Below are 21,942 nucleotides of genomic sequence, written 5' to 3'. Positions count from 1 at the left end.
TCTCGCGGCATGTCGGAGCACTCAGCGAACCCCTCATCGACGGTCGCCGCAACTGGCCGTCCCCTGGCGGTCAAGGCCGTCATCCCGGCCGCCGGACTGGCCACCCGGTTCCTGCCGGCCACCAAGGCGGTGCCCAAGGAGCTGCTGCCAGTGGTGGACCGGCCGGTCCTGCAGTACATCGTCGAGGAGGCCACCCAGGCCGGCATCGGTGACGTGTTGCTGATCACCGGTCGGGGTAAGACCTCGATGGTGGACCACTTTGACCGTCGCCCCGACCTGGAGACCAGGCTGGAGGAGAAGGGCGACACCGAGCGGCTGGCCGCCGTGCGTCGGCCCAGCGAGCTGGCCGAGATCTACACCGTGCGGCAGCCGGAGCAGCTCGGGCTTGGCCACGCCGTCGGGTACGCCGAGTCCCACGTCGGCGACCAGCCCTTCGCGGTGCTGCTCGGCGACGAGTTCGTCAAGCCATCGGAGCCGCTGCTGCCGGCAATGCTGGAACTACAGGCCCGCACCGGCGGCGTGGTGCTCGCCTTCTTCGAAGTCGACCCGGCCGAGACCAAGCGGTACGGCATCGCCTCCGTCGAGCCCGCCGAGTCGGAGCTGAGCGACATCGGTGAGGTCGTCAAGGTGACCGGGATGGTGGAGAAGCCACAGCCGGAGGACGCCCCGAGCAACCTCGCGGTGCTCGGCCGCTACGTGCTGCCCGGCACGATCTTCGACGCGATCCGGCGGACCAAGCCGGGCAGCGGCGGCGAGATCCAGCTGACCGACGCGATGGAGTTGCTGCGCACCGAGGGCACTCCGGTGCACGCGATCGTCTACCGGGGCACCCGCTACGACACCGGCATGCCACTGGGCTACCTCCAGACGGTGGTGCAGATCGCCGCCGAGCGCGAGGACCTCGGCACCGAGTTCCGCTCCTGGCTGGCCGACTTCGTCAAGGCCGACGCGGCAGGCGGATCTGGTACATGACCGCGACGGCCGACGCCGAGGCGGCCGCGAACGAGTTGACGCCGCTCGCCGACTACCTGGGCAGCGTGCTGCGCAGGTTACGAGCGCTGCCGCCACTCGACCTCGACCTCACCCAGGCGCACGGCAACGTCCTCGCCGACGACGTCGTCGCGCCGCACGCCTTCCCGGCCTTCGACCAGGCGGCCGTGGACGGCTATGCCGCCCGCTGGGAGGACATTTCTGGAGGGGGCCGGGGCCCGAGCTATGTCCCGGCCCCCTCCGGCACGCCCGGCGGTCGGACCATCCGGCTCAACGTGGTCGGCGATCTTGGTGCCGCGAGCTGGCGGCCGGTCCGGCTCACCCCCGGTTCGTGCTTCTCGGTGGCCGCCGGGGCGCCGCTGCCGATCGCCGCGGACGTGGTGGTCCCGGTGGAGTGGACCGACCAGGGCATGGCCGCGGTGGAGATCTTCCGCACCCCCAAACGGGGGTACGGGGTCCGCCGCGCCGGTGAGGAGCTGCCAGCCGGCACTCTGCTCGCCCGCGCCGGCACGTACGTCTCCCCGGCCCTGGTCGCGGTCTTCGCCGCCACCGGCATCGGGCACGTGGTGGTCCGGCCCAGCCCACGGGTGGTCATCGTGGCCACCGGCGACGAACTGGTCGACGTGGGTCGGGGCAGCCAGCCCGGTCAGGTGGTGGACGCGAACTCGCACGCGCTGACCGCCGCCGCCGCCGAGGTGGGCGCACTGGCGTACCGGGTGGGTATCTGCGACGACGACCCGGAAGGGCTGCGCGGGCTGCTGGAGGACCAGACCCTGCGCGCCGACCTGATCATCACCACCGGCGGCACCGGCACCGGCCCCGGTGACATGGTGCGCCGGATCCTGTCCCGCCGGGAGGGCAGCCGCGCCGGGCCGGTCACGTTCACCGACGTGGCGCTCTATCCCGGCACCGCGCTCGGGTTCGGCACGGTCGGCGCCGAGGAGGTGCCGGTGGTCTGCCTGCCCGGCGACCCGGGCGCCGCGCTGATCGGTTTCGAGGTGCTGGCCCGCCCCGCCATCCAACTGCTCGCCGGCGCGGAGCCGGTGTTCCGACCCAGTGTGCGGGCGCACCTGCTGGAGACCGTGTCGTCCCCGACGGGGCTGCGCGAGTTCCGGCCGGCGCACGTCGCCGAGCGGCGCGGCGGCGGATACACGGTCCAGCCACTCAGCGGCGGGCCGTTCACCCTCTCCGGGTTGGCCGAGGCCAACGGGCTGCTGGTGCTCGGCGAGCGGGTCACCACCGCCGCCGCGGGATCCACCGTGGACGTCCTGCTGCTGGACCGTCGCCGGTGACGGTGCCCCGGTCTGTTCGCCGACGGGCTGCGTCGGGCGGTCGCCGGGTCGTTCCGATGGGTGCGGTCGTTCCGATGGGTGCGGTCAGCGCGGTGAGCTTGGCCGGTGCGGTCAGTTCGGTGGGTGTGGTCAGCACGGTGGGTCCACTTGCGCGCGACACGGTCCCGCGCGGGAGACTGTGCGGGTGAGTCTCTTTGGACCCGCGCGGGCACCGGGCTGGCCGGTGGAGTTGGCGGACGGCCCGGTGTTGCTGCGGCCCTACCGACGCTCCGACGCTGCGGCGTGGTCGGAGGTTCGGCGGGCAAACCGGGCCTGGCTGGCACCCTGGGAGTCGTCGCTGCCCGGCGGTTGGGACGAGCTGAACTCGCCGGCCGCGTTCCGCTGGGTGCACCGTGACCAGCGGCGCTCGGCCCGTGAGGGTGAGGGCATGCCGTTCGCGGTCTGCCTGCGCGAGGCCAACCGGGACCGGCTGGTCGGGCACATCAACGTGGGCAGCATCGTGCGGCGGGCGCTCTGCTCCGGCTACGTCGGCTACTGGGTGGACGCCCGGGTCGCCGGCCAGGGTGTGATCCCGACGGCGCTCGCGCTCGCCGTTGACCACGCGTTCGGTCCGGGCGGGCTGCACCGGGTGGAAATCAACATCCGTCCGGAGAACCGGCCGTCCCGGCGGGTCGTGGAGAAGCTGGGCTTCCGCGAGGAGTCGTACCACGTGCGCTACATGCACATCGACGGTGCTTGGCGTGACCACATCGGATACGCGATGACGAGCGAGGAGATCGCTGCCGAGGGTGGCTTGCTGGCCCGCTGGCACCGGGTACGCGCCGACGCCCGGTGAGTCGTCCCACGGACGGGATCGGCGCGGCGCGGTGGCATCTCGGTCGGCGCGCCGTAACCTCAAGTAACTGCAAGCTGCGGCAAGCGCTCCCCGTCCGGACGATCTACGCACCCAGGCGCGATCGGTGGAAGATCCTGCGGTCGGGTGGCGGTTGCTTCGAATTCGGTGACGGGAGGGGTGAGGGTGCCGACCTCGGTGCTCCTCGCCGTCCTCGCCGCCGCCGGCCTGCTCGCCCTGGCCCCGGCGCTCGTTCGCCGGTACGACGCCACCGAGCGGCTGGTGGCGGAGCGGGCGCTGTCGACGGCGCGGGTGCTCCAGCGCCGCCGACGGCGCCGTACTGTGCCGGGACGGCGACCCGTCCACCCTCCGCGCTCACTGGTCGTCACCCTCAGTGAGGATTCGACTACCGGAGCGTTGACCGCGCCGGTCTCCGCGCCCCCGGCTGCCCGCCGCTCCGGTCGGCTGCGCGCCGTGCCGCCCGCACCGAAGCGGTCCCGCCGCCGCCCGCCGCCCCGCGGGCAGCACACCCCCGCCGTGTACCGGCGTCGCCGGGTGCTCGCCGCTCTGCTGCTGCTCAACGTCGTCGAGTTGATCGGCGTGCTGTTCGTCAGCCCCGGCTTCTGGATCAGCTTCTCGGTCACCTTCATGCTGCTGGCCGTGTACGTCGTCCACCTGCGGGGTCAGGCCCTGGCCGGCCGCCGCCGACGCCGCGCCCGGGCCCGTGAGGCGGCCTGGTTGGCCGCCCGGCAGGCCGAGGTTCGCCGCGAACAGGCCCGCCGCGCGGCGGCCCGCCGAGAGGCGCAGCGTCGCCTGGCCGCCCAGCGCGAGGGGGTACGCCGAGCCGCGATGGGCCTCGACCGGCCGGGGGACCTGCCGGCGGCCGTCAACGGTGGCTCGGTCTCGTACCGGCGGTCGGGCGGGCTACGCGGGCGCCCCTACGAGGCCGGCCGAGGAGCCTGACCGCCCCCAGCCCGACCGAGGCGCCTGCCGCCCGCCCGGGCCGTGCTCCGGCGCGCTCGACGTGCTCGGGCGTACCCCGACGTGCCCGGGCGTTTCCGGGCGTGCCCGGGCGTGTCCGGGCGTGCTCGTTGGGCTTGATCCACTCCATGTCGCCGGTCTGGGGGTATCCCCGGGGGCGGATACCGGCATGTCGGCGATACGGAGTCGATCATTACCTCGGCGTGGGCGGCCGGCGGGTGATCGACTCGGTTTCAGCCGCCGCGACGCCCCCACCGAGGCTCCGGTGGGCCTCGGATGGGACTGCCGGGGGCGGTTGGGGTGGTGTCTTCGCGGGAAGGCGGGGGTGTCGAGGCGCCCCCGATGTACTAATTCTCGGGAAGCCGAGTGGATCTTGGGTGGGCTGGAACGCCGTGCCGGGGGCGGATTCGCGATGGGGGCCAGCGACCTGTTAGCCTTGCTGCCGGCCCGCCCGGTGTAAGCCGGGTGGGACCGAAGCCGGTTCGCCGGCGGGGGGCTGTGGCGCAGACTGGTAGCGCACCTCGTTCGCATCGAGGGGGTCAGGGGTTCAAATCCCCTCAGCTCCACCCCAGGTCAAAGGCCGTTTCCGCGCGTCGGAGGCGGCCTTTTCCGATCTTGCGGAGCGCAGCCCGACCCACGCTGGACGGGAGGTCAGCTCCACTTCAAGCTGGCAAGTTCTGCGCGAAACTGCTTGAAACTCAATGTCTCGCCCTCCGAGGGCCTCAGCTGCAGCGAGTACGTCAGGTCCCCGACCGCCCACTGCACCTGCCAAAAGGTTCCTGCGCTCCCGGTGATGGTGCCCTGACGCGAGCCGATCTGGACGGTGTCGACAACGGAGGGGCGCTTCCCTCCGACTGTGCGGCCTGCACTGGTGAGCAGCGCGGAGCCGTTCGGGCCGTTGTAGCCCTGACACAAGCCCTCATCGCAGTGACTCGAATGCGGGCTCCACCTCTGGTCGGAGGCCAGGTCTGGTAGCTCGCGTTCGGAGAAGGTCGGTGGTGGCAGCGGGCTGGCGTCGCCGCGGAGCATCCGACCGCCGAGGGGCTTCGGCAGCGACACGACGAGGGGCACCCGGAGGCCGCTGGTCGTGCAGTCGGTGGCGTTCACGATCCGACCGCCCACCGCGACGGTCACCTGGGTGTCGGTCTGCTCGGTGATCCTGGCCTGCGGCTGCACGAGCTCCTTGCAGGGCAAGTCACCCGGGGTGGCGTACACGGTGATGGTGGTGTCGTCGCGGGCGACCATCGCGGCGTTCCAGCCCATGGTCGGTGCCGCCGGTGGTGCCATCGTCGCGACCGCGCCCTGCGCCGTGGCCCGGTCAGGCTCGCGGCGGCTGAGATAGATGCCGCCGACGACCGTGAGGGCGAGGGCGACGCCTACCGCTGCGGCAACGAGCCGCCGCCTGCGAGGGCTGGCAGGATCATCGCTGCCCGTGCCCTGGGCGAGATGGTCGTGGGTCTGCACAGCTGCCTCACCTGCCGGTGGAACACGCGGAAACGGATCGTACGCGAGCGTCCGGCGCTCGCGCGGCCCCTCGAATGGGCCGCTGGTCGACCAGGACATCCTCGGTCGTCCGTCGCGGGCCGGGGCACCCGTAGTGCCTGGCGGCCGGCCCGTGACCGGCCGCCAGGCGTCAACGCGTCAGGACTTGGACAACGTCACGACCGAGGTGTCGTTGACGGTGACGTACTCGTCGTATTCGCTGTCGTAGCCGGCGGCCTGGGTGATGACCTCAGCTTTGCCCTTGGCGAACGGGGTGTTGCCGCCCGGTACGGCGGCGGCCGTCCACGACACCGGGCTGCCCGGAGTGCAGGTCACTCGGGTCGAGAAGGTGCCGCGGACCAGCACCTTCTTGACGATCTGGGTGACCGCACCGTCCAGCGACACGGAGGTGGGCTGGCTGCAGGTCACCGTGCCATGCAGGACAGCGTTGCCGTTCACCCGGTCGGCCCTGCCGTCGGTCGCCACGGCGAGTTCGAGGTCCAGCGGCTCGGGCGGCGCCGGGTTCGAGATGTGCACCTCGCCGCGCGCGGCCGTTTCACCGCCCTCACAGTGCTGCTCGTACGTGGCGTCGAAGGTCTGCACGTAGCCGTTGGGCCCGAACACTGCGTTGATCACGGTGAAGGTGCCGGTCAGGGTGTTGCAGCCCCGCCCGTTGCCCGACAGGCTCAGGCCGGGGCCAGCGCCGTTGAACGGGTATCTGGTTGCTTCTTCATAGGTGCCCGGAGCGAGCGCGTCGGCGCCTGGAGCATCGAAGTCCAACGACCACCAGTCGCCGTTGTAACCGTTGATGCTGACCGCCACGTGGCTGTTGTCGGTCGAGCCGTACGTCGTGAGTTGGTCGCCGTTGTCGGTGGAGTAGGAGTAGGACTGGCCACCGGTGATGTAGTCGCCGAGGTCGCCGCTGAAGGAGACCGAACCGGACTCCACGGTCTGTGCCTGTGCGGGTGCCGCCATGGCCAGCCCACCCAGCACTCCCGTGATCGACAGGGCGGCTGCGAGCGCCGCCTTACGCCAAGATCCTTGCATCCCCGTTCCTCTCTGGAAGACGAGACAGCCGGGCGATCGATCGCCCGATAGTTGCTGTCGGTCAATTACCGCACGGTCCAATGCTTCTGTTACGCCGCAGCGACGAAACGTACAAAATGGACGGCCTGGCGGTGACGGCTGCGAATGGCGGAGGAGAGCGGTCCCGACGCGGGCGGGCAGCGCTTTCCGACGGCTAGCATCCGGAATCTCGACGTGAGGAGCCCAGATGACATCGGTGGCCCAGACCCGGTTCGGCATCGTCGGCAGTGGCTGGCGGGGTGAGTTCTTCCTACGCCTGGCTCGGCTTCTGCCGGAGCGGCTGCGGGTGACCGGGGTGGTCACGCGTACCGAATCGCGTGGTGCCGCGGTGGCGGCCGAATGGGGCGTGCGGACCTTCCGCACGACGGCCGAACTGCTCGCCCACGAGCGACCGGACTTCGTCATCGTGTCGGTGCCCTGGCCCGTGACCCCCGACGCGACCCGGGAGTTGGTCGCGGCCGGCGTCCCGGTGCTCGCCGAGACGCCACCCGCCCCCGACCTGGCGGGGTTGCGCTCGCTCTGGGCCGACGTCGGAGGCAGCGGGTTGGTGCAGGTCGCCGAGCAGTACCTGCTGATGCCCGGGCACGCGGCCCGTCTGGAGTTGATCCGCGCCGGGGTGCTCGGGGAGCCCACCTCCGTGCAGATCTCCTCGACGCACCTGTACCACGCGGTCTCGCTGATCCGTGGCCTGCTCGGCGTCGGTTACGAGACCGCCGAGGTCGGCGCGCGCGCCTTCGTCGCGCCGCTGGCCAACCCGCTGTCGCCCGCCGGCTGGAGCGGCGACGCCGCCCCACAGCAGCTCTCCACCACCCTCGCGACCATCGACTTCGGCGGACGGATGGGGCTGTACGACTTCACCGACAACCAGTGGTGGAATCCGCTGCGTACCCGCCGGTTGGTGGTGCGGGGCTCGCTCGGCGAGTTGGTGGACGATCGCGTCGTCCGCCTGGTCGACCCGACCACGCCGGTGGAGTCGCCCCTGGTGCGGCGGCAGACGGGCATCGACCTCAACCTCGAAGGGCTCGACCTGAAGCACATCAGCTTCGACGGCAGGGTGGTCTACCGCAATCCGTTCGTCGGCAGCGGAATGTCCGACGACGACATCGCCGTGGCCGACATCATGGTCCGCGCCGGCGCCTGGTCGCGGGAGGAAGGCCCGGCGCCGTATCCCCTCGCGGAAGCCTGCCAGGACCACCTGATCAGCCTCGCCATCGAAGAATCGGTACGCACCGGGCAGCCGGTCGTCACCGCCGAGGAGGCCTGGGCGCGGTAGTCGGCCCGACCGACCCGGACGCGTGGTCCGGGCCGGCCGTCCCCCGTGGTACGCAGACTGTCTTACACCCCCAGGCAACCCCCGGTCGGTCAGGTGCGGATGTTGGGCAGATTGACCCCGCAGGTGCGTTCGATGAACTCACCCGCGCGGCGTCCGCTCGCCTCCACCGCCTCCGCGTCCGCCGGGGAGACATCCGCGCCGGACACGGGTTCGTGCTCGTGTGCAGCCGTACCTGCGTCGTGCTCGTGCGTAGCAGTGCCGTGGTCGTGCGCGGTGGCCGGCTCGTCGTGACCCCCCAGTGCGCCAGCGAGCCGTTGCAGATCCGGGGCAAGCTCCGACGGTGCGGAGCGAATCAGCGCGGTCATTGCCTCGACCCGCTGATCACCGGTGATTGCGCCCTGGTTGGCCAGTGCGAAGGTCTGCGCCTCGGCGCAGAACTGACTCCGGCCTGACCAGTCCGAGGGCAGGTCCGGTCGGGACATCCACCAGCCGCCCAGTGCGACCGCGGCCACTGCGGCCACGGCCCCACCGGAGAACAGCAGACGACGGTCAGACGTTGTCATTGATCGCGTTGATGTCATGAGTGTCGAAGTTCTTGGGCCAGATTTCGCTGCGCATACAGGAGTTGTTGTCCGTGTCGGCGGCCTTCGAGCGGTGGCCCAGCGAACCGGTGTGTCCGAGTTCGTGGCAACCGAGGCTCTGCCAGTAGCCAGTGGACTTGCCGCTCATCGTCCGGGTGTTGAACTTGACGTCGTACTGGTCGCACAGCCCGTTCCACCAGTTGGTGTCGGTGCAACTCGTCTGGCCGTACCAGGAACTGGAGTACGACTTGTCGTAGACGTGGATGTCCCCGCCGCCGGTCGAGGTGTTGATCTGCGAACGGTCGAGCTGCGCCCGGCCGTGCGAGACCGCCGCCTTGCCGGCGTTCGTCAACGAGTTCGACTCCACCGCCTGGTCCTTGTTGTCGGGCTTACCGCTGTTGGCCTTGCCGCCGTGCCCCGCCATGGCCGGTGGTGCGAACGCCACCACAGCGATCAGCGTGGCACCGAGGACAGTCGTCGTACGCTTCATTCCCCACTCTCCTCGGGAGGCAGCGGCAGGTCCGCGGTCGGGATCGACTCGGTCAACGTGCCCGCGGCGACCTGCCCGCTCGCCGCGACGACCGTGTTGTTCAGGAACGACGGCACCATCGTGGTGATCGACGTGGCGAGCTCGGTCTCCACGTTGCTGGGCCGGAGTGCGCCGTCGACCACCAGCGCCCGCCCGTCGGAGCTGGCGAGCTGGTAGGTGTACGGGTCGCTGACACCGGCGGCGCGACGCAGGAAGAAGTAGCCGGTGTCGCCCACCTCGCTCCACGCCACGTTGTTGGAGAGGTAGCCGCGGCCCTCCTCGTCCCAGCCCTCCTCCTCCAGCGTGATGGACGCAGGGATGATCAGGTTCTTCGGGTTGTGCAGGATGTCGGACCGGCTGATCGTCACCGTCCGCAACCGGATGTCGCCACCGACCGCCGCCGGGTCCTCGTCGGTGCTGGCCATCCGGCCGGGCTGTACCGAGGTGACCGTGCCGAAGACCACCAGCTGTGAGGTGGCCGTCATCTGCTCGATGGTCTGGAAGTCGTACATCTCCTTGCCGAAGGCCAGCGCCTCGGGGTGCGCGTCGTAGCGCACGCCGGGGTCGGCCCGACCGACACCTACGGCCGCCACGAGCGCGGCCACCGCGACCGCGCCCGCCGCCGTCAGGCCCAGCCGGCGTAGGCCGGGCCGCCTGAGTTTCTCCACTCGCCGATCTCCTTTTTCGAGGTGACACGCGGTCGATGTCGACCGTGCGTCCCAACCCGACGGCCACAGGACCGCCGGGTCGGGATGGGAATGATCCACAGACGTGGATGCAGGCAGCTTGCAGCCGGCTTGCAGGCAGTCCACTGCGGACCGGCATACTCGCGGGCGGGGAGGTGGGTCGATGGAGTTCCGCGTGTTGGGCCCGGTCGAGGCGTGGACGCACGGTGTCCGGGTCGACCTCGGTGGGCGCCAGCCACGACTTGTCCTCGCAGCGCTGCTGCTGGAGCCGGACCGAGTGGTGGCGGTGGACCGGCTGATCGACCTGGTGTGGGATCAGGCACCGCCCCGCAGTGCCCGGGGCACCGTGCAGGCACTGGTCTCACGGCTGCGCGCCGCGTTACGGCGGACGGAGGCGCCCGTGGAGCTGATCGGCCGCGAGCCCGGCTACCTGCTACGGGTCGACCCACTGACGGTCGACGCCCACCGGTTCACCGCACTGATCGGACAGGCCCGGGCGGCCGGCGACGACGACGCCGTGGGTCTGTTCGATCAGGCACTGGCGCTCTGGCGCGGGGAGCCGCTCGCCGACGTGGCCGACGAGCAGGTGCGGAACCGGCTGTGCGCCGGCCTGCGCGAGGCCCGCTGGACGGCAGTCGAGGAGCGGGCCGAGGTGCTGCTGCGACGGGGGCGTTCCCGACAGGTCGCCGACGAGTTGACCGACGCGGTCGTCCGGCAACCCGGCCGCCAGCGGCTGGTCGGTCAGCTCATGCTCGCCCTGTACCGGGAGGGCCGCGCCGACCGGGCGCTGACCACCTACCGGCAGGTACGCGATCGGCTCGCCGACGAGCTCGGCATCGACCCGCCCCCGGCGCTGCGCCGCCTCGAGGAGCGGATCCTGCGCGCCGACCCGACGCTGGGGTCACCCACCGACGTCCCCGGACCGGGCAAAGGAGCCGACGGTCCACCGGTCCGCCCCGCCGGGCTTCCCCACAGCAGCACGACCCTCACCGGCCGGGACGCCGAGCTGGCCCAGCTCGACGTCGGGTTGACCGAGCCGGCCGCCCGTACCCGGATCTGGGTGATAAGCGGCACCGCCGGGGTGGGCAAGACCGCCCTCGCGCTGCACTGGGCGCACCGCGTCAGCGCGGCGTTTCCGGACGGGCAGCTCCACCTGGACCTGCGTGGTTTCGACGCCGACCGGGAGCCGATGCCGGCGGAAACGGCGCTCACCCACCTGCTGACCGGGCTCGGGGTCGACCCGAGGGCGGTGCCGGACGGGCCGGACGGCCGAGCGGCACTGCTCCGCTCGCTGATGGCCGGCCGGAACGTGCTGCTGGTGCTGGACAACGCTCGCCACGCCGACCAGGTGCTGCCGCTGATCCCGTCCTCCGGCACCGTGCTCGTCACCAGCCGGCACCGCCTCGGTGAGCTGGTGGTCCGAGCCGACGCCCGGCCGCTCCCGTTGGACGTGCTCACCCCGCCGGCCTCGATGCGCCTGCTGGCGACGCTGCTGGGTGAGGCGGCCGTGCTGACCGATCCGGGTGCGGCCGCTGAGCTGACCCGGCTCTGCGGCCACCTGCCACTGGCACTCCGCATTGCCGCGGCCAACGTTCAGGCGGCGGGGAAACCGGATATCCCCGCTCTGGTCCGCGAGTTGACCGACGGCGACAGGTTGGCGGGGCTGACCGTCGACGGTGCCGAGGAGAGTGCGGTGACGAAGGCGTTCGCCCTCTCGTACCGAGTGTTGTCGGAACCCCAGCGGGAACTGTTCCGCCGCCTCGGTCTGGTACCCGGACCGAGCATCACCGCCGGCCCGGCGGGCGCGGTCGCCGGCGTGCCGGTGGCCACCGCCACCCAGCGCCTGCGCGCCCTGGCCGCAGCACATTTGCTGGAACGGCACCCGGGGGAGCGCTACCGCTTCCACGACCTGCTGCGCCGCTACGCCGTGGACCGCCTCACCGGGGAGGAGGACGAGACCGCCCAGGAGGAGGCTCGGAGGCGGCTGTTCGACCACTACCTGGACACGGCCGACGCTGCGGGCCGCCGGATCATCCCGCACTTCGTGCGGCTACCGCGACCGGTCGCGGTGGATCCCTTCACCGACAACGACGCCGCCCTGACCTGGCTGGACGTCGAGCTGGCGAACCTCACGGCAGCGGTGGAGCAGGCCACCCGGAGCGGCCCCCGCCCGTACGCCTGGCACCTCACCGACGCGCTGCGCGCCTACTTCCACCAGCGGGGCCGGCGCGAGGAGTGGCTGACCGCGGCGACGGTCGCGCTGGCCGCGGCTCAGGCCGAGGGCGACGCCCGCGCCCAGGCCGCGATGCACCAGAGCATCGCGCTCGTGCAGGTCAACAGCGGGCGGTACGAGGAGGCTCGTGAGCATCTGCTCGACGGGCTGCGGTGCACCGATGTGGACAGCTGGGAGGAGGGACGGACCGGCATCCTCAACAACCTCAGCGCGGTGCACCAGCGACTCGGTGACCCGCAGGCGGCGATCAACTGTGCCCGTCTCTCGTTGGCGCTCAGCCGCCGATCGGGCAACGACGGCGGGGAGGCGATGTCCCTGGCCAACCTCGGGTTCTCCCACTGGCAGCTCGGCGCGTTCGAGGAGGCGGACGCCCACTTCCGGGCCGCGCTGGAACGCGGTGAGCGGGCTGGCGCGCACTACAACGTGGCCGTCCTCCTGGTCGATCTGGCCAATGTGCGCCGGGATCGGGGCGACCGGCGCGGCGCCGATGACCTCTACGCCCGAGCGCTCACGGCCAACCAGGACCTCGGCTACCGCTACGGTGAGGCGACCGCCCTCGCCGGCCGTGCCGTGCTCTGGTGCGACACGGATCGAGCGGAGTTGGCCCGTGCCGACGCCGAACGGGCGGTGGCTCTGACCCGGGAGATCGGCGACGCGGGGACCGAGGCGTGGGCGGCGGACGCGCTGGGGCGGGTGCTGCTGGCGTTGGGACACCCGGGCGACGCGGCCGAGCAGCACCGCCGCGCGCTCGAACTGGCCCGGCGTACCAGGTTCTGCTGGTGCGAGGCGACCGCCCTGACCGGCCTCGCCGCCGCCGAGCTGGCCGGGGGTGACCCGGAGGCCGCCGGGCGGCACGGGCGGGCGGCGTTGGTCCTGGCGGCCCGCTCGGGCTACCGGCCGGTCGAGATCCGGGCGTCCCGGATCCTCGCCCGTGTCGCCGAGGAGTCCGCAGACGTGGCCGAGGCAGTGCGGTTGGACGACCGGGCGGCGCGGCTGGCAGCCGAGACCGGGTACGCGTTGCCGGGCTGCTCGGCTCCGCAGCCGCCCCGGTAGCGCGGCCTGCCTGGCCCCCGATCTGTCTCCTCCCTCCAGCGGGGCAGGCAACGGCGCCTCCCGCGTGCTGCCGGGGGCGGCGACGGGGTGGGCATTGGCGCCCGGTCCGTCTCCGACAGGGGCACCATCGTCGGGTTCCGCAACGCGGACCGTGTCACCGCGCTGGACAGGCTGCTGACCTCCGGCCCGCGATGGCGAGGACGGGCACGGGCGGGGCTGGCGTGGTTGGGCCAGCCCCGCACCCGGGCGTTATGGCTTCCAGGTACCGGCTGTCCTGAATTCGTGCCGGTACTCCAGGACGCCGTTGGTGTCGGCCACGTTGAACACGAGGTTGCCGGTGCGCGTGGTGCCGCTGGTCAGGCCACTGCCGGACGGCAGGGCCGTGCCGCAGCCGGAGAGGGTCCCGGAGATCGGGGTGGTCGTGGTGCCGTCGGCGGCGATCCATCGGAAGTACAGCGGGTTCGTCGAAGCGGTGCCCATGGTGACGCGCACGTTCACATCGGCGATCACGTACAGACCCTTGCTGGGCTTGAAACCGTTCGCCCTGCAGGCTGTGGTGGATGTGCTGAACTTCGTCACGGTGATCTCGATGGTGCCGCGGCTGTTGTCGATGACCAAGGTGTCCCCGACCGACATGTTCCGGGTTTCGCCGGTGGCGGACGGCCGAGCTGACGACGGGGTGGGGGCTGGCGGTTGCCCGACGCCCCGGGTCACGTCCGGGGTAGGCAGGGCCTCGACCTCGGACGCCTCGTCCGCGGCGCGGTTCGCGCCGACGACCACCGCCGTGATGCCACCCACGCAGCACAGCAGGGCGAGGATGGCCACGGTCACCGCGACGATCACCACGGTCTTCTTGGAGTTTTTCGTTGGCGCGGGCGGCGGCATGGTGGGCGGGTAGCCCGGCCCGCCGGGCGGCGGCGGGTACGCACCACCAGAGAACGGCGGCTGCTGCGGGTACGCGCCGCCAGAGAACGGCGGCTGCTGCGGGTACGCGCCGCCAGAGAACGGCGGCTGCTGCGGGCTCGCCGGTGCCGACCACGGGTTGGGCGGCACGGGGGCTTGCGGGACCGTCGGGTCAGCGGCGGACTGCGGCTGCGGTGTCGGCGGGAACGGCTGGGTCGGCGGCTCCGGGTTCGGCTGCTGGGGGTCCTGCGGCCCGAAGGGGGGCTGGGGGTGGGTCACCGTACTCCTTGACGCCTCGGTACACGTGGTTCGGGAACCCGCGAACGCTACCGTGCGTCGCCGACGAGGTGATCTCCGCGCCGTGCCCGTCCCACGGTCGACGTGTGGGAGGCGACGGGCGGCCAGTGTGGACGGTGTGCGAGGTTAGCGCAGCGTGATCACGGCGGCGGTGCGAACCAGCCCGTCGACGACCACGAATCGGCCGCTGACCGATGCGGGTGGGTCGTCGACCGTTGCCGCGTCCACCCGGGCCTGCGCGATCCGGGCCGTGAACGTGCCGGCATCCGGATCAAGGTCGAGCCGGGCGTCGTGGAAATCCAACCAACTCCCGACGACCGGATACCAGGCCTTGTAGACGGTCTCCTTGGCACTGAACAGCACGACCGGCCAGGAGATGCCAGCGGGCAACCGAGCGCAGCTCGCCTCCTCCTCGGGCAAGAGCACGAGTCTGCGTACTCCCGGATCGACCTCGCGGTGCTGCTCCGCGTCCATCCCGACGGACCTGATGTCGGTGGTGTGCGCCGCCGCGGCGGCGCAGTAGCCGGTGGTGTGGGTGATGGTGCCGACCACCCCGGCCGGCCAGACCGGCGCACGGTCGGCGGCGGCGGGTACGGCGGTCGGAGGCAGACCGAGATCGGTCAAAGCCCTGCGGGCGCAGGCCCTCCCGGCGGTGAAGTCCCGCCGACGGGTCTGCACGGCCCGCTCGCCGAGGCACGCCTGCTCAGCGGGGAGCAGTTCGCCGGCCCAGTCGTCCGGCCCGGCGACGGCCACCGCGACTGTCGACGGCAGCAGGTCACGCATCGCTGTGTCCTACCGATCGGTAGAAATGGAGCATCCCGTCAAGCGTCAACTTTCCGACTCTCACGACCGGAGAAAGTACCGCAAAGATGTAACACCGGAGGGACGCGTCGCGCCCCCCTGATGGCTCCGGGGGGACCACCATCAAACACTGGCCGGCACGGCAGCCGCCAGTCCCGTGGACATCTGGAAGGACGTGCGATGACCGATGGTGCGGAACGGCCGGGGGTGCGGGCTGACGATCACGTCCCGAAAACCCCCTGCTGGAGCTGCGGCTCCTGCGGTGACGAGTGGCCGTGCGCGACGAAGCGCAGCCGGCTGCTGGCGGAGTACGGGGGTGACCGGGCGATGCTCAGCGTCTATCTGGGCTCCTGTCTCGCCGCCGCCACGGAGGACCTGCGCGCCGCCCCGGTGATGTCGCTCCAGGACCGGTTCATCGGCTGGTTGCCGCGCGGCTCCCGGCGTGGCTGAACCGCCGGTGGCCCCGCCGCCGGGCGGGGCCACCGGCGGGGCCGGGCGGAGTTCAGCGACGCCGGGGCCGCCGGGTCACCGCGAAACCGACCACGCCAGCCACCGCGGCGAGCACGCCGCCGATGCCGGTCCAGACCCAGCGCGAGCCGAGATCCGGCAGCCAGTCCGCGGGCGGGTCACCCTCGTCGTCGGCCTCCGGGTCCACCGGGGGTACGGCGTTGAGCACCGTGCCCGCCTTGGTGTTCGGCACCAGCGGTGCGGCCAACTCGCCGTCGTCAGCTGAGGCGCCCCGGTCGGCGATGACGCCGACCAGCAGATCCACGTCGACCGGCGCGCCCAGATCCGGTTCGGGCAGGTCGATCACGGAGAGCCGGATGACGTACGCGCCGGGCAGCGGATCGGCCGACCAGGGCTCCGCCCACGGCCGCACCTCGCGCAGCGTGCAGCCCAGCGCCACGCTCGACGCCTGCGCGTCCACCGTTGGGGTCTGCGCCCCCGCGGTGCACGCTTGGCGCCGGCGCAACCCGTCGAAGACGTCGACCGTCCAGGTCGAGGCGCCGCTGCGGCCCTTCGGGAAGGTGACGGTGGCGTTGATCTCGTGCACCTGACCGGCCGTCGCCGGGAACGACCAGTAGAGGTGGTCGCCGATCGAGGCGTCCACCCGTACCGGTTGCCCGGCGGTGATCGGGGTGGCGGTGAGGAACGACGTGCCGGCCCGGTTCACCGGCGTGGCACCGGGGGACGGGGTCGGGGCGGCGACGGCCGTGGCGGGGAGCAGCGCGGCCCCGCCGGCGGCGAGCAGCGCGGCCAGCGACCGGAACAGTGCGGTACGCATCAGTTCTCCCTCCAGGTGGCGACCCACCAGCGGGTGAGCAGGCCGGCGAGCAGGCCGGCGATCAGCCCGACGACGGTGAGCAGGGCGAGCAGCACCCAGCCCCGGCCGAGGTCCGGTCCGTCCGGTGCGGGCGCGGCGGCGACCACGTCGATGGTCAACTCCACCGGCATGCCCGGGGTCGCCGCGGTGCCGGGGCGCGGGGCGAACGAGTTGCTCACCACCAGGCAGACGGTGGTGGGTTCGATGACCGGTGCGGAGGTCTCCTCGGCCTTCGCGGCGTCCTCATCGTCGGCGGTGGCCGACCAGCGCAGCCCGGCGGAGAGCACATCGGCCCGCCCGCTGCCGGCGTCCGCGCCCCGGACCAGTTCCCGGCCGTCGGACGCGGTGGCCCGCAGCAGCACCCCGTAGTCCCGGTTCACGGGCCGGTCCAGCGCCATGCTCACCGAGGCCCGCAGCTCCTGCCCGGGGCGTACCGGCACCCGGTAGTAGCGGTGCTCGGAGAACGCCTCCCGGTCGGCGTAGACGCCGGGAGCGAGCAGCGGCGCCGAGTCGCAGGCGTTCGCGCCGCCGACCACGGTCGGTGCCCGGGTGTGCGTGTCGCTGGCCCGCTCGACGAGCTGTTTGATCCGGTCGGTCAGCTCCTCGGCGCTCTGCGCGGCGGTGTAGGTGCCGCCGGTCGCGCTGGCGATGCAGAGCAGCTGCCGGCGGACCTTCTCGTCGGGGGCCAGGCCGAGGGTGTCGACGACCAGGCTGGTGCCCTGGGCGGCCAGCTCCCGGGCCACCTCGCACGGGTCGGGTGGGGCGCAGGTGTCCTCGCCGTCGGTGATCAGCACGATCCGTCGGGTGGTGGCCCCGCTGCCCAGATCCTGTGCGGCGGAGCGCAGTGCGAGACCGACCGGTGTGAATCCGGTCGGTCGCAGCGTCGCCACCGCGGCCTTGGCGGCGGACCGGTCCACCGGGCCGACCGGCACGATCTGCTGTGTGTCCTGGCAGCCGACCTTCTTGTCCTTGCCGCGGTAGGTCGCGCCGAGCACCCGGATGCCGAGCTGGGTCTCCTCCGGCAGTGCGTCCACCACCTCGTTGAAGGCCTGCTGGGCGACTGCGATCCGGCTGCGTCCGTCGATGTCGGCGGCGCGCATCGAGCCGCTGACGTCGAGCACCAGCTCGACCCGGGGCGGCTCGGGCACCGGCTCCTCGTCGGCCTGCGCCGGGGCTGGCCCGGCCAGTGCGGTGGTCGCCAGCAGTCCGAGAAGGACGGCCGTCGATCGTTTGAAGTTGATCACGGCCCGCAGTGTAGTGAGATCCACTTTGGATGATCGTTTGGGTGGCCGCGGTTCTACTCCGGGTGCCTCCGACCAGGTCGACGACAGCCTCTGACCGGCCGTTTCCGCGCTCTGGGTCCACGCCGGGTCACCCTCGGTCAACTGTTGGAGGGGAGGTGTCGGCCCGGCCAGCATTCGTCGGAAATCTGACCCAAGTCGACCCGTTGTGCCGGTGGTGCGCGGTGGTTAAGCTCTTCATGCGCGCCCCAATCGCCCGCTTCCCCCGTGGCAGGCGATCGGGGCGCGCGTCTTTGTCAAACGGGCCCGCACGCTTCAAGCGTGCGGGCCCGTTTCCGTCGCGCTGTGCGGCGCGTCGCCTGTCGGTGCTTATATCCACCGACCGTCGAGCCACATCCGGGACAACCAGTCCGAGTACGGAATCAGCTTGCCGACGAAGATCGGATAGAAGTACGCGAAGCAGAGCGCCACCAGCAGCACGTACGCCCCAGCCGCGATGCTGCCCACCAGTCGGCGTTCGTAACCCGGGTCGCCGGGCACCAGAGGCGCCATCTCACCCACGTCACCCCCGGCGGGGGCGATCAGCGCGCCCAGCACGTACACCACGGCCAGGACCAGGAACGGCAGCGCCGGAGCAGCGTAGAACGAGAACATCGTTCGACCGTCGAGGGCGAACCAGAACCAGGGCAGCAGCCCGGCCGCCACGCTGAGCAGGATCGCACCGGCCCGCCAGTCCCGACGGGCCACGCCCAGCCAGGCCAGCGCCACCAGGGCGGGCAGGAACGACCACCAGAGCAGCGGAGTGCCGAGCAGCAGGATCTCCGAGGCGCAGCTCGGCGCACCACAGGCGCCGTCGCCGGACCAGTGGAACGCCACCGGGCGACCGAGCAGCAACCACTGCCACGGCCACGACTGGTATTTGTGCGGCTCGTCGAGCGTGGAGTGGAAGCCGTACGCCGCGCGGTGGTACTCGAAGAGGTTGATCAGCGGGCCGATCACCGGGCGGTCACTGAGCGGGGCATTCGGGTAGGACGACGCGAGCCGGTAGTAGCCGTCGTCGCTGAGCAGCCAGCCCGACCAGGTGGCGAGATAGGTGCCCACCATGAGCACGCCGGCGAGCACCAGCCAGGGCAGCTCGTCGATCAGGGCGTCCCGCCAGGGCCGGCGGACCCCCGCCGAGCGGCGGACGCCGACCTCCCAGAAGAGCACCAGCAGCGCGAAGACCGGTACGAAGTACAGTGCGCTCCACTTCACCGCGCAGGCGCAACCGATCAGCACCCCGGCTGCCAACCGCCACCACGGCCAGGTGCGCCACCCGGTCGGCGGCCGGCCGGCACGGCCCGGCTGGCTCGGGTCGAGCCCGTAGTCCAGCGCCCGCGCCCACCGACGGCGGCGGGCGTCCCGATCGAGCACCAACGCGCCGAACGCGGCCAGCACGAAGAAGAGCAGGAAGATGTCGAGCAGCGCCGCGCGGGACAGCACCAGGTGGAAGCCGTCCAGGGCGAGCAGCAGGCCGGCCGCGCAGCCGAGCACCGTCGAGCGGAACATCCGCCGACCGATGCGGACCAGCAGCAACACCGACAGGGTGCCGACCACGGCCGCCGAGAACCGCCAGCCGAACTCCGGCGCGGTGGTGATCAGGTGCCCGGGGACGGAGACCTTCGAATCCGCGTCCTGATACCCGAAGGCCCACTCGCCGAGGCCGATCAGCCACTTGCCCAGCGGGGGGTGCACCACGTACGACGGGACGTTGTCCTTGTAGTTCCACTCGAAACCGCGGGCGATCAGCCCGTAGGCGTCCTTGGCGTAGTACGTCTCGTCGAAGATCTTGCCCTTCGGGCTGGACAGCCCGACGAAGCGCAGAATCGCCGCGATGGCGACCACCACGGCGGTGGCCAGCCAGGAGAACCGGTCCAGGTGGGTGTCGACGGTGGCGAACCGTCGCCGGACCACGGCGGACACACCGCCGCCACCGGCGCGCGGTGCGGTCGGCTCCTGGTCAGGGCTGGGCTCGCCCGTCACGTCGACCATTTTTGCAGGGTCGGCGCTCGGGCTCTGCGCTGTCGACGCACTCGTCACCCGGCGATCGTAGGCTGCCAAGGTGTCCAGTGGCGCCCGTCGTCTCTGATACCGGTATTCGCTGTCGATGAAGGAGACGATTTCGTGGGTGAAATGTCCGAAGCTGGGCGCCTGATCCTGCTCGGTGCCCCGCTCGGCAACCCCGCCGATGCCTCGGCCCGATTTCGGGAGGTGCTGAGCAGCGCCGACGTGGTGGCCGCCGAGGACACTCGCCGGCTCACCCGGCTGGCCCGCGATCTCGACATCACCGTCGGCGGTCGCATCGTCTCCTACTTCGAGGGCAATGAGGAGCGGCGCACCCCCGAGCTGGTCGAGGTCATCCTCGGCGGGTACGTGGTGGCGCTGGTCACCGACGGGGGGATGCCGAGCGTCTCCGACCCTGGCTACCGGCTGGTCCGGGCCGCATTGGAGGTCGGGGCGCCGGTCACCGTCGCCCCCGGGCCGAGCGCTGTCACCACCGCACTGGCTGTCTCCGGGCTGCCCTGCGACCGGTTCTGCTTCGAGGGCTTCCTGCCCCGCACCCCCGGTGCCCGCCGATCCCGGCTGCGCGCGCTCGCCGCCGAGGAACGCACCCTGGTCTTCTTCGAGGCCCCGCACCGGATCGGTGCGGCGCTCACCGACCTGGCCGACACGTTCGGCGCGGACCGGCCGGCCGCGCTCTGCCGCGAGCTCACCAAGACCTACGAGGAGGTGCTCCGCCGCCCCCTCGGCGAGCTGGCCCGGTGGGCCGCCGACGGGAACCCGCGCGGAGAGATCACCCTGGTGGTGGGCGGGGCGCCCGTGACCACCCTGGAACGCCCCGACGACGACACCCTGCGGGCGGCGGTCGCCGAGCGGGAGGCCGTCGGCCGGTCCCGCCGGGACGCCATCACCGAGGTTGCCACGGAGTACGCGCTGCGCCGCCGGGACGTCTACACGATCGTGCACAGCTGACCGAGGCTCCCGGCGGCGGTGGGGTTCACCAGGCATGGGCTCACCGGGCATGGGTTCACCAGGCGGCGGTCAGGAAACCGACGGTGATCAGCACCGGGCCGGCGATGGCGGCGGCCACCGCCCAGCGGCGGTGCCGGCGGCCGGGCAGCCGGGCCGACCCGGTCCACCGGACGATGCCGGCGGTGCAGCCCAGCACCACCAGCAGGCCGGGCAGCCAGCGCAGGTGTCGGCCCACGCCGGTGTCGGCGTACGCGGTGGCGCCGTCCGGGCCGGTCATCCGCGCCGGTAGCGCCGTACCGGGCGCGTCGCCTCCGGCGGGCACCCCGCTGACCCGCACACCGTGCACCATGAACCGCCCGTCCTCCGCCGTGAAGATCCCCCGGCACCGCTGGTTGAGCCCGCCGCCGGTGCAGTCGTCGATCACCACCGTGCCGATCCGGGCGTGCCCGACCGCGAGCCAGAACGGGCCTGCGCTGACCCAGGCGAAGAAGGCCACGACCAGGCTCAGCGCCACCAGCGCGGCGAGCCCGGGCAGCGGATCAGGCGGTCGGGCCGTACGGCTCGGTGCCCGACGCCCCGCCGGGCGGGAGCCGCGGTCCCGCTCCGGCGCCGGGTCCTCCCGGACCGGGGTGCCGTCCCAGTGCACCTGCTCGATCGGTGCCCAGAAGGCGCCGTCGTCGTCCGGTGTGTCGCCGTCGGCCTGGCGGCCCCGGGGCCGGCGACTCTGCTGCCGGACCGGCACTCGACGCGGCACCGCGTCCACCGGTGCCCCGGTGGTCGGCTCCACCTCGACGGTCTCCGCGGCTTCGGGTGCCGAGCCGACCGTCGGGCCCGGTGCGCCGGGCCGGGCCGGGCTGGGTACGGGTGCCGCCGGGGTCGGACGGGCCGGGGTGGGCGTCGGCGCGGCTGGTGTGGGCCGGGCCGGGGTGGCGGCGAGCTCCGCGGAGCCGTCGCGCCTCGGCGTGGCCGCCCGCCCTGGCGGCGCGGACTGCTGCTCCGCTGGCCGAGCGGCGGCGGGCCCTGGCGTGGGACTCGGTCGCGGTGCGGAACCCGGGCCGGCGCCGGGCACCAACCGCGGCTGGGGTGCGACCCCGGTATTCCGGGGCACGGCGGATCCGGGCCCGGGGTCGTCGCCGACCGCCGGCCCGGTGGGACGGTCCTCGTGGCCCCGTGCCGCTCGTCTGCCAGTCACGACGTTCATTGCACACCTGTCTTGGAGGCGGAACGGGCAGCTGAGCCGCGTGTCGGCGACAAATCGGACCAATGGGCGGGGTGGTTGGCCCGGTCCGCCGGCCCGGCACCCCCTATTGGTTCGCGGACGCCCCGGACGGGTCACTAGGCTTGCT

General features: G+C 72.2%; 19 protein-coding genes and 1 tRNA gene. 9 read left to right on the top strand and 11 right to left on the bottom strand.

The window, feature by feature from the left end:
* Positions 1–9: 9 nt before the first annotated feature.
* The 5 genes from ABZT18_RS08165 (at position 10) to ABZT18_RS08145 (ending at position 4,661) form a co-directional block, all read left to right on the top strand.
* Positions 10–972, top strand: coding sequence for a UTP--glucose-1-phosphate uridylyltransferase (locus ABZT18_RS08165; protein ID WP_354995532.1), 963 nt, complete (start codon positions 10–12; stop codon positions 970–972).
* On the top strand, positions 969–2,282 hold the full coding sequence (glp, locus tag ABZT18_RS08160; RefSeq protein WP_354995531.1) for a gephyrin-like molybdotransferase Glp: 1,314 nt from the start codon (positions 969–971) through the stop codon (positions 2,280–2,282). Before ABZT18_RS08165 ends, glp begins: the two co-directional genes overlap by 4 nt.
* A 184-nt stretch (positions 2,283–2,466) precedes the next feature.
* Entirely contained in the window at positions 2,467–3,117 is a 651-nt protein-coding gene (locus ABZT18_RS08155) for a GNAT family protein (RefSeq protein ID WP_354995530.1), read from the top strand.
* Positions 3,118–3,294: 177 nt separating this feature from the next.
* Positions 3,295–4,077 carry a hypothetical protein gene (locus tag ABZT18_RS08150; protein ID WP_354995529.1) on the top strand — a complete coding sequence of 261 codons (783 nt, stop codon included), beginning with the start codon at positions 3,295–3,297 and terminating at the stop codon, positions 4,075–4,077.
* Positions 4,078–4,587: 510 nt separating this feature from the next.
* Positions 4,588–4,661 (top strand) — tRNA-Ala (locus tag ABZT18_RS08145).
* An 85-nt stretch (positions 4,662–4,746) separates the two neighbouring features.
* Here the strand turns inward: ABZT18_RS08145 and ABZT18_RS08140 are convergent.
* Positions 4,747–5,658 (bottom strand): hypothetical protein, encoded by a 912-nt coding sequence (locus ABZT18_RS08140; RefSeq protein ID WP_355250792.1) that lies wholly within the window; start codon positions 5,656–5,658, stop codon positions 4,747–4,749.
* 78 nt (positions 5,659–5,736) lie between these two features.
* A complete protein-coding gene (locus tag ABZT18_RS08135) occupies positions 5,737–6,624 on the bottom strand; it encodes a hypothetical protein (RefSeq protein WP_354995527.1) in 888 nt (295 codons plus the stop codon).
* Positions 6,625–6,850: 226 nt separating this feature from the next.
* Here ABZT18_RS08135 and ABZT18_RS08130 point away from each other — a divergent pair, with 226 nt between their 5' ends.
* Complete coding sequence (locus ABZT18_RS08130) at positions 6,851–7,936, top strand: Gfo/Idh/MocA family oxidoreductase (protein ID WP_354995526.1); 1,086 nt, start codon at positions 6,851–6,853, stop codon at positions 7,934–7,936.
* Between the two features lie 89 nt (positions 7,937–8,025).
* On the opposite strand, the gene ABZT18_RS08125 is transcribed toward ABZT18_RS08130, so the two are convergent.
* From ABZT18_RS08125 to ABZT18_RS08115, 3 genes are read right to left on the bottom strand one after another with little or no spacing between them, the layout of a single operon-like run.
* A complete protein-coding gene (locus ABZT18_RS08125) occupies positions 8,026–8,499 on the bottom strand; it encodes a hypothetical protein (RefSeq protein ID WP_354995525.1) in 474 nt (157 codons plus the stop codon).
* Entirely contained in the window at positions 8,486–9,007 is a 522-nt protein-coding gene (locus tag ABZT18_RS08120; RefSeq protein ID WP_354995524.1) for a hypothetical protein, read from the bottom strand. Before ABZT18_RS08120 ends, ABZT18_RS08125 begins: the two co-directional genes overlap by 14 nt.
* The gene (locus ABZT18_RS08115) at positions 9,004–9,714 is read right to left on the bottom strand and encodes a hypothetical protein (protein ID WP_354995523.1); all 711 of its coding nucleotides are present in this window, start codon (positions 9,712–9,714) and stop codon (positions 9,004–9,006) included. The genes ABZT18_RS08120 and ABZT18_RS08115 overlap by 4 nt, the downstream gene beginning before the upstream one ends.
* A 181-nt stretch (positions 9,715–9,895) precedes the next feature.
* Between ABZT18_RS08115 and ABZT18_RS08110 the strand changes: the two genes are divergently transcribed.
* On the top strand, positions 9,896–13,018 hold the full coding sequence (locus ABZT18_RS08110; RefSeq protein ID WP_354995522.1) for a BTAD domain-containing putative transcriptional regulator: 3,123 nt from the start codon (positions 9,896–9,898) through the stop codon (positions 13,016–13,018).
* 249 nt (positions 13,019–13,267) lie between these two features.
* On the opposite strand, the gene ABZT18_RS08105 is transcribed toward ABZT18_RS08110, so the two are convergent.
* On the bottom strand, positions 13,268–14,200 hold the full coding sequence (locus ABZT18_RS08105; RefSeq protein ID WP_354995521.1) for a hypothetical protein: 933 nt from the start codon (positions 14,198–14,200) through the stop codon (positions 13,268–13,270).
* Positions 14,201–14,344: 144 nt separating this feature from the next.
* Positions 14,345–15,001 (bottom strand): 4'-phosphopantetheinyl transferase superfamily protein, encoded by a 657-nt coding sequence (locus tag ABZT18_RS08100; protein ID WP_354995520.1) that lies wholly within the window; start codon positions 14,999–15,001, stop codon positions 14,345–14,347.
* Positions 15,002–15,199: 198 nt separating this feature from the next.
* Here ABZT18_RS08100 and ABZT18_RS08095 point away from each other — a divergent pair, with 198 nt between their 5' ends.
* Entirely contained in the window at positions 15,200–15,469 is a 270-nt protein-coding gene (locus ABZT18_RS08095) for a hypothetical protein (protein WP_354995519.1), read from the top strand.
* Between the two features lie 52 nt (positions 15,470–15,521).
* Here the strand turns inward: ABZT18_RS08095 and ABZT18_RS08090 are convergent, their stop codons facing one another.
* The 3 genes from ABZT18_RS08090 to ABZT18_RS08080 all read right to left on the bottom strand — a co-directional run bounded on the left by ABZT18_RS08090 (position 15,522) and on the right by ABZT18_RS08080 (position 19,615).
* Complete coding sequence (locus tag ABZT18_RS08090; RefSeq protein ID WP_354995518.1) at positions 15,522–16,304, bottom strand: peptidase; 783 nt, start codon at positions 16,302–16,304, stop codon at positions 15,522–15,524.
* Entirely contained in the window at positions 16,304–17,587 is a 1,284-nt protein-coding gene (locus ABZT18_RS08085; RefSeq protein ID WP_354995517.1) for a VWA domain-containing protein, read from the bottom strand. The genes ABZT18_RS08090 and ABZT18_RS08085 overlap by 1 nt, the downstream gene beginning before the upstream one ends.
* 366 nt (positions 17,588–17,953) lie before the next feature.
* Positions 17,954–19,615, bottom strand: coding sequence for a phospholipid carrier-dependent glycosyltransferase (locus ABZT18_RS08080; RefSeq protein ID WP_354995516.1), 1,662 nt, complete (start codon positions 19,613–19,615; stop codon positions 17,954–17,956).
* Between the two features lie 132 nt (positions 19,616–19,747).
* Between ABZT18_RS08080 and rsmI the strand changes: the two genes are divergently transcribed.
* Positions 19,748–20,596 (top strand): 16S rRNA (cytidine(1402)-2'-O)-methyltransferase, encoded by an 849-nt coding sequence (rsmI, locus tag ABZT18_RS08075; RefSeq protein WP_354995515.1) that lies wholly within the window; start codon positions 19,748–19,750, stop codon positions 20,594–20,596.
* Positions 20,597–20,651: 55 nt separating this feature from the next.
* On the opposite strand, the gene ABZT18_RS08070 is transcribed toward rsmI, so the two are convergent.
* Positions 20,652–21,704 carry a hypothetical protein gene (locus ABZT18_RS08070; protein ID WP_355250789.1) on the bottom strand — a complete coding sequence of 351 codons (1,053 nt, stop codon included), beginning with the start codon at positions 21,702–21,704 and terminating at the stop codon, positions 20,652–20,654.
* Positions 21,705–21,942 lie beyond the last annotated feature (238 nt).

Origin of the sequence: Micromonospora sp. NPDC005291, from assembly GCF_040607415.1 — a bacterium.
Lineage (GTDB): Bacteria > Actinomycetota > Actinomycetes > Mycobacteriales > Micromonosporaceae > Micromonospora.
This window is presented reverse-complemented; position numbering and strand designations above follow the sequence as displayed.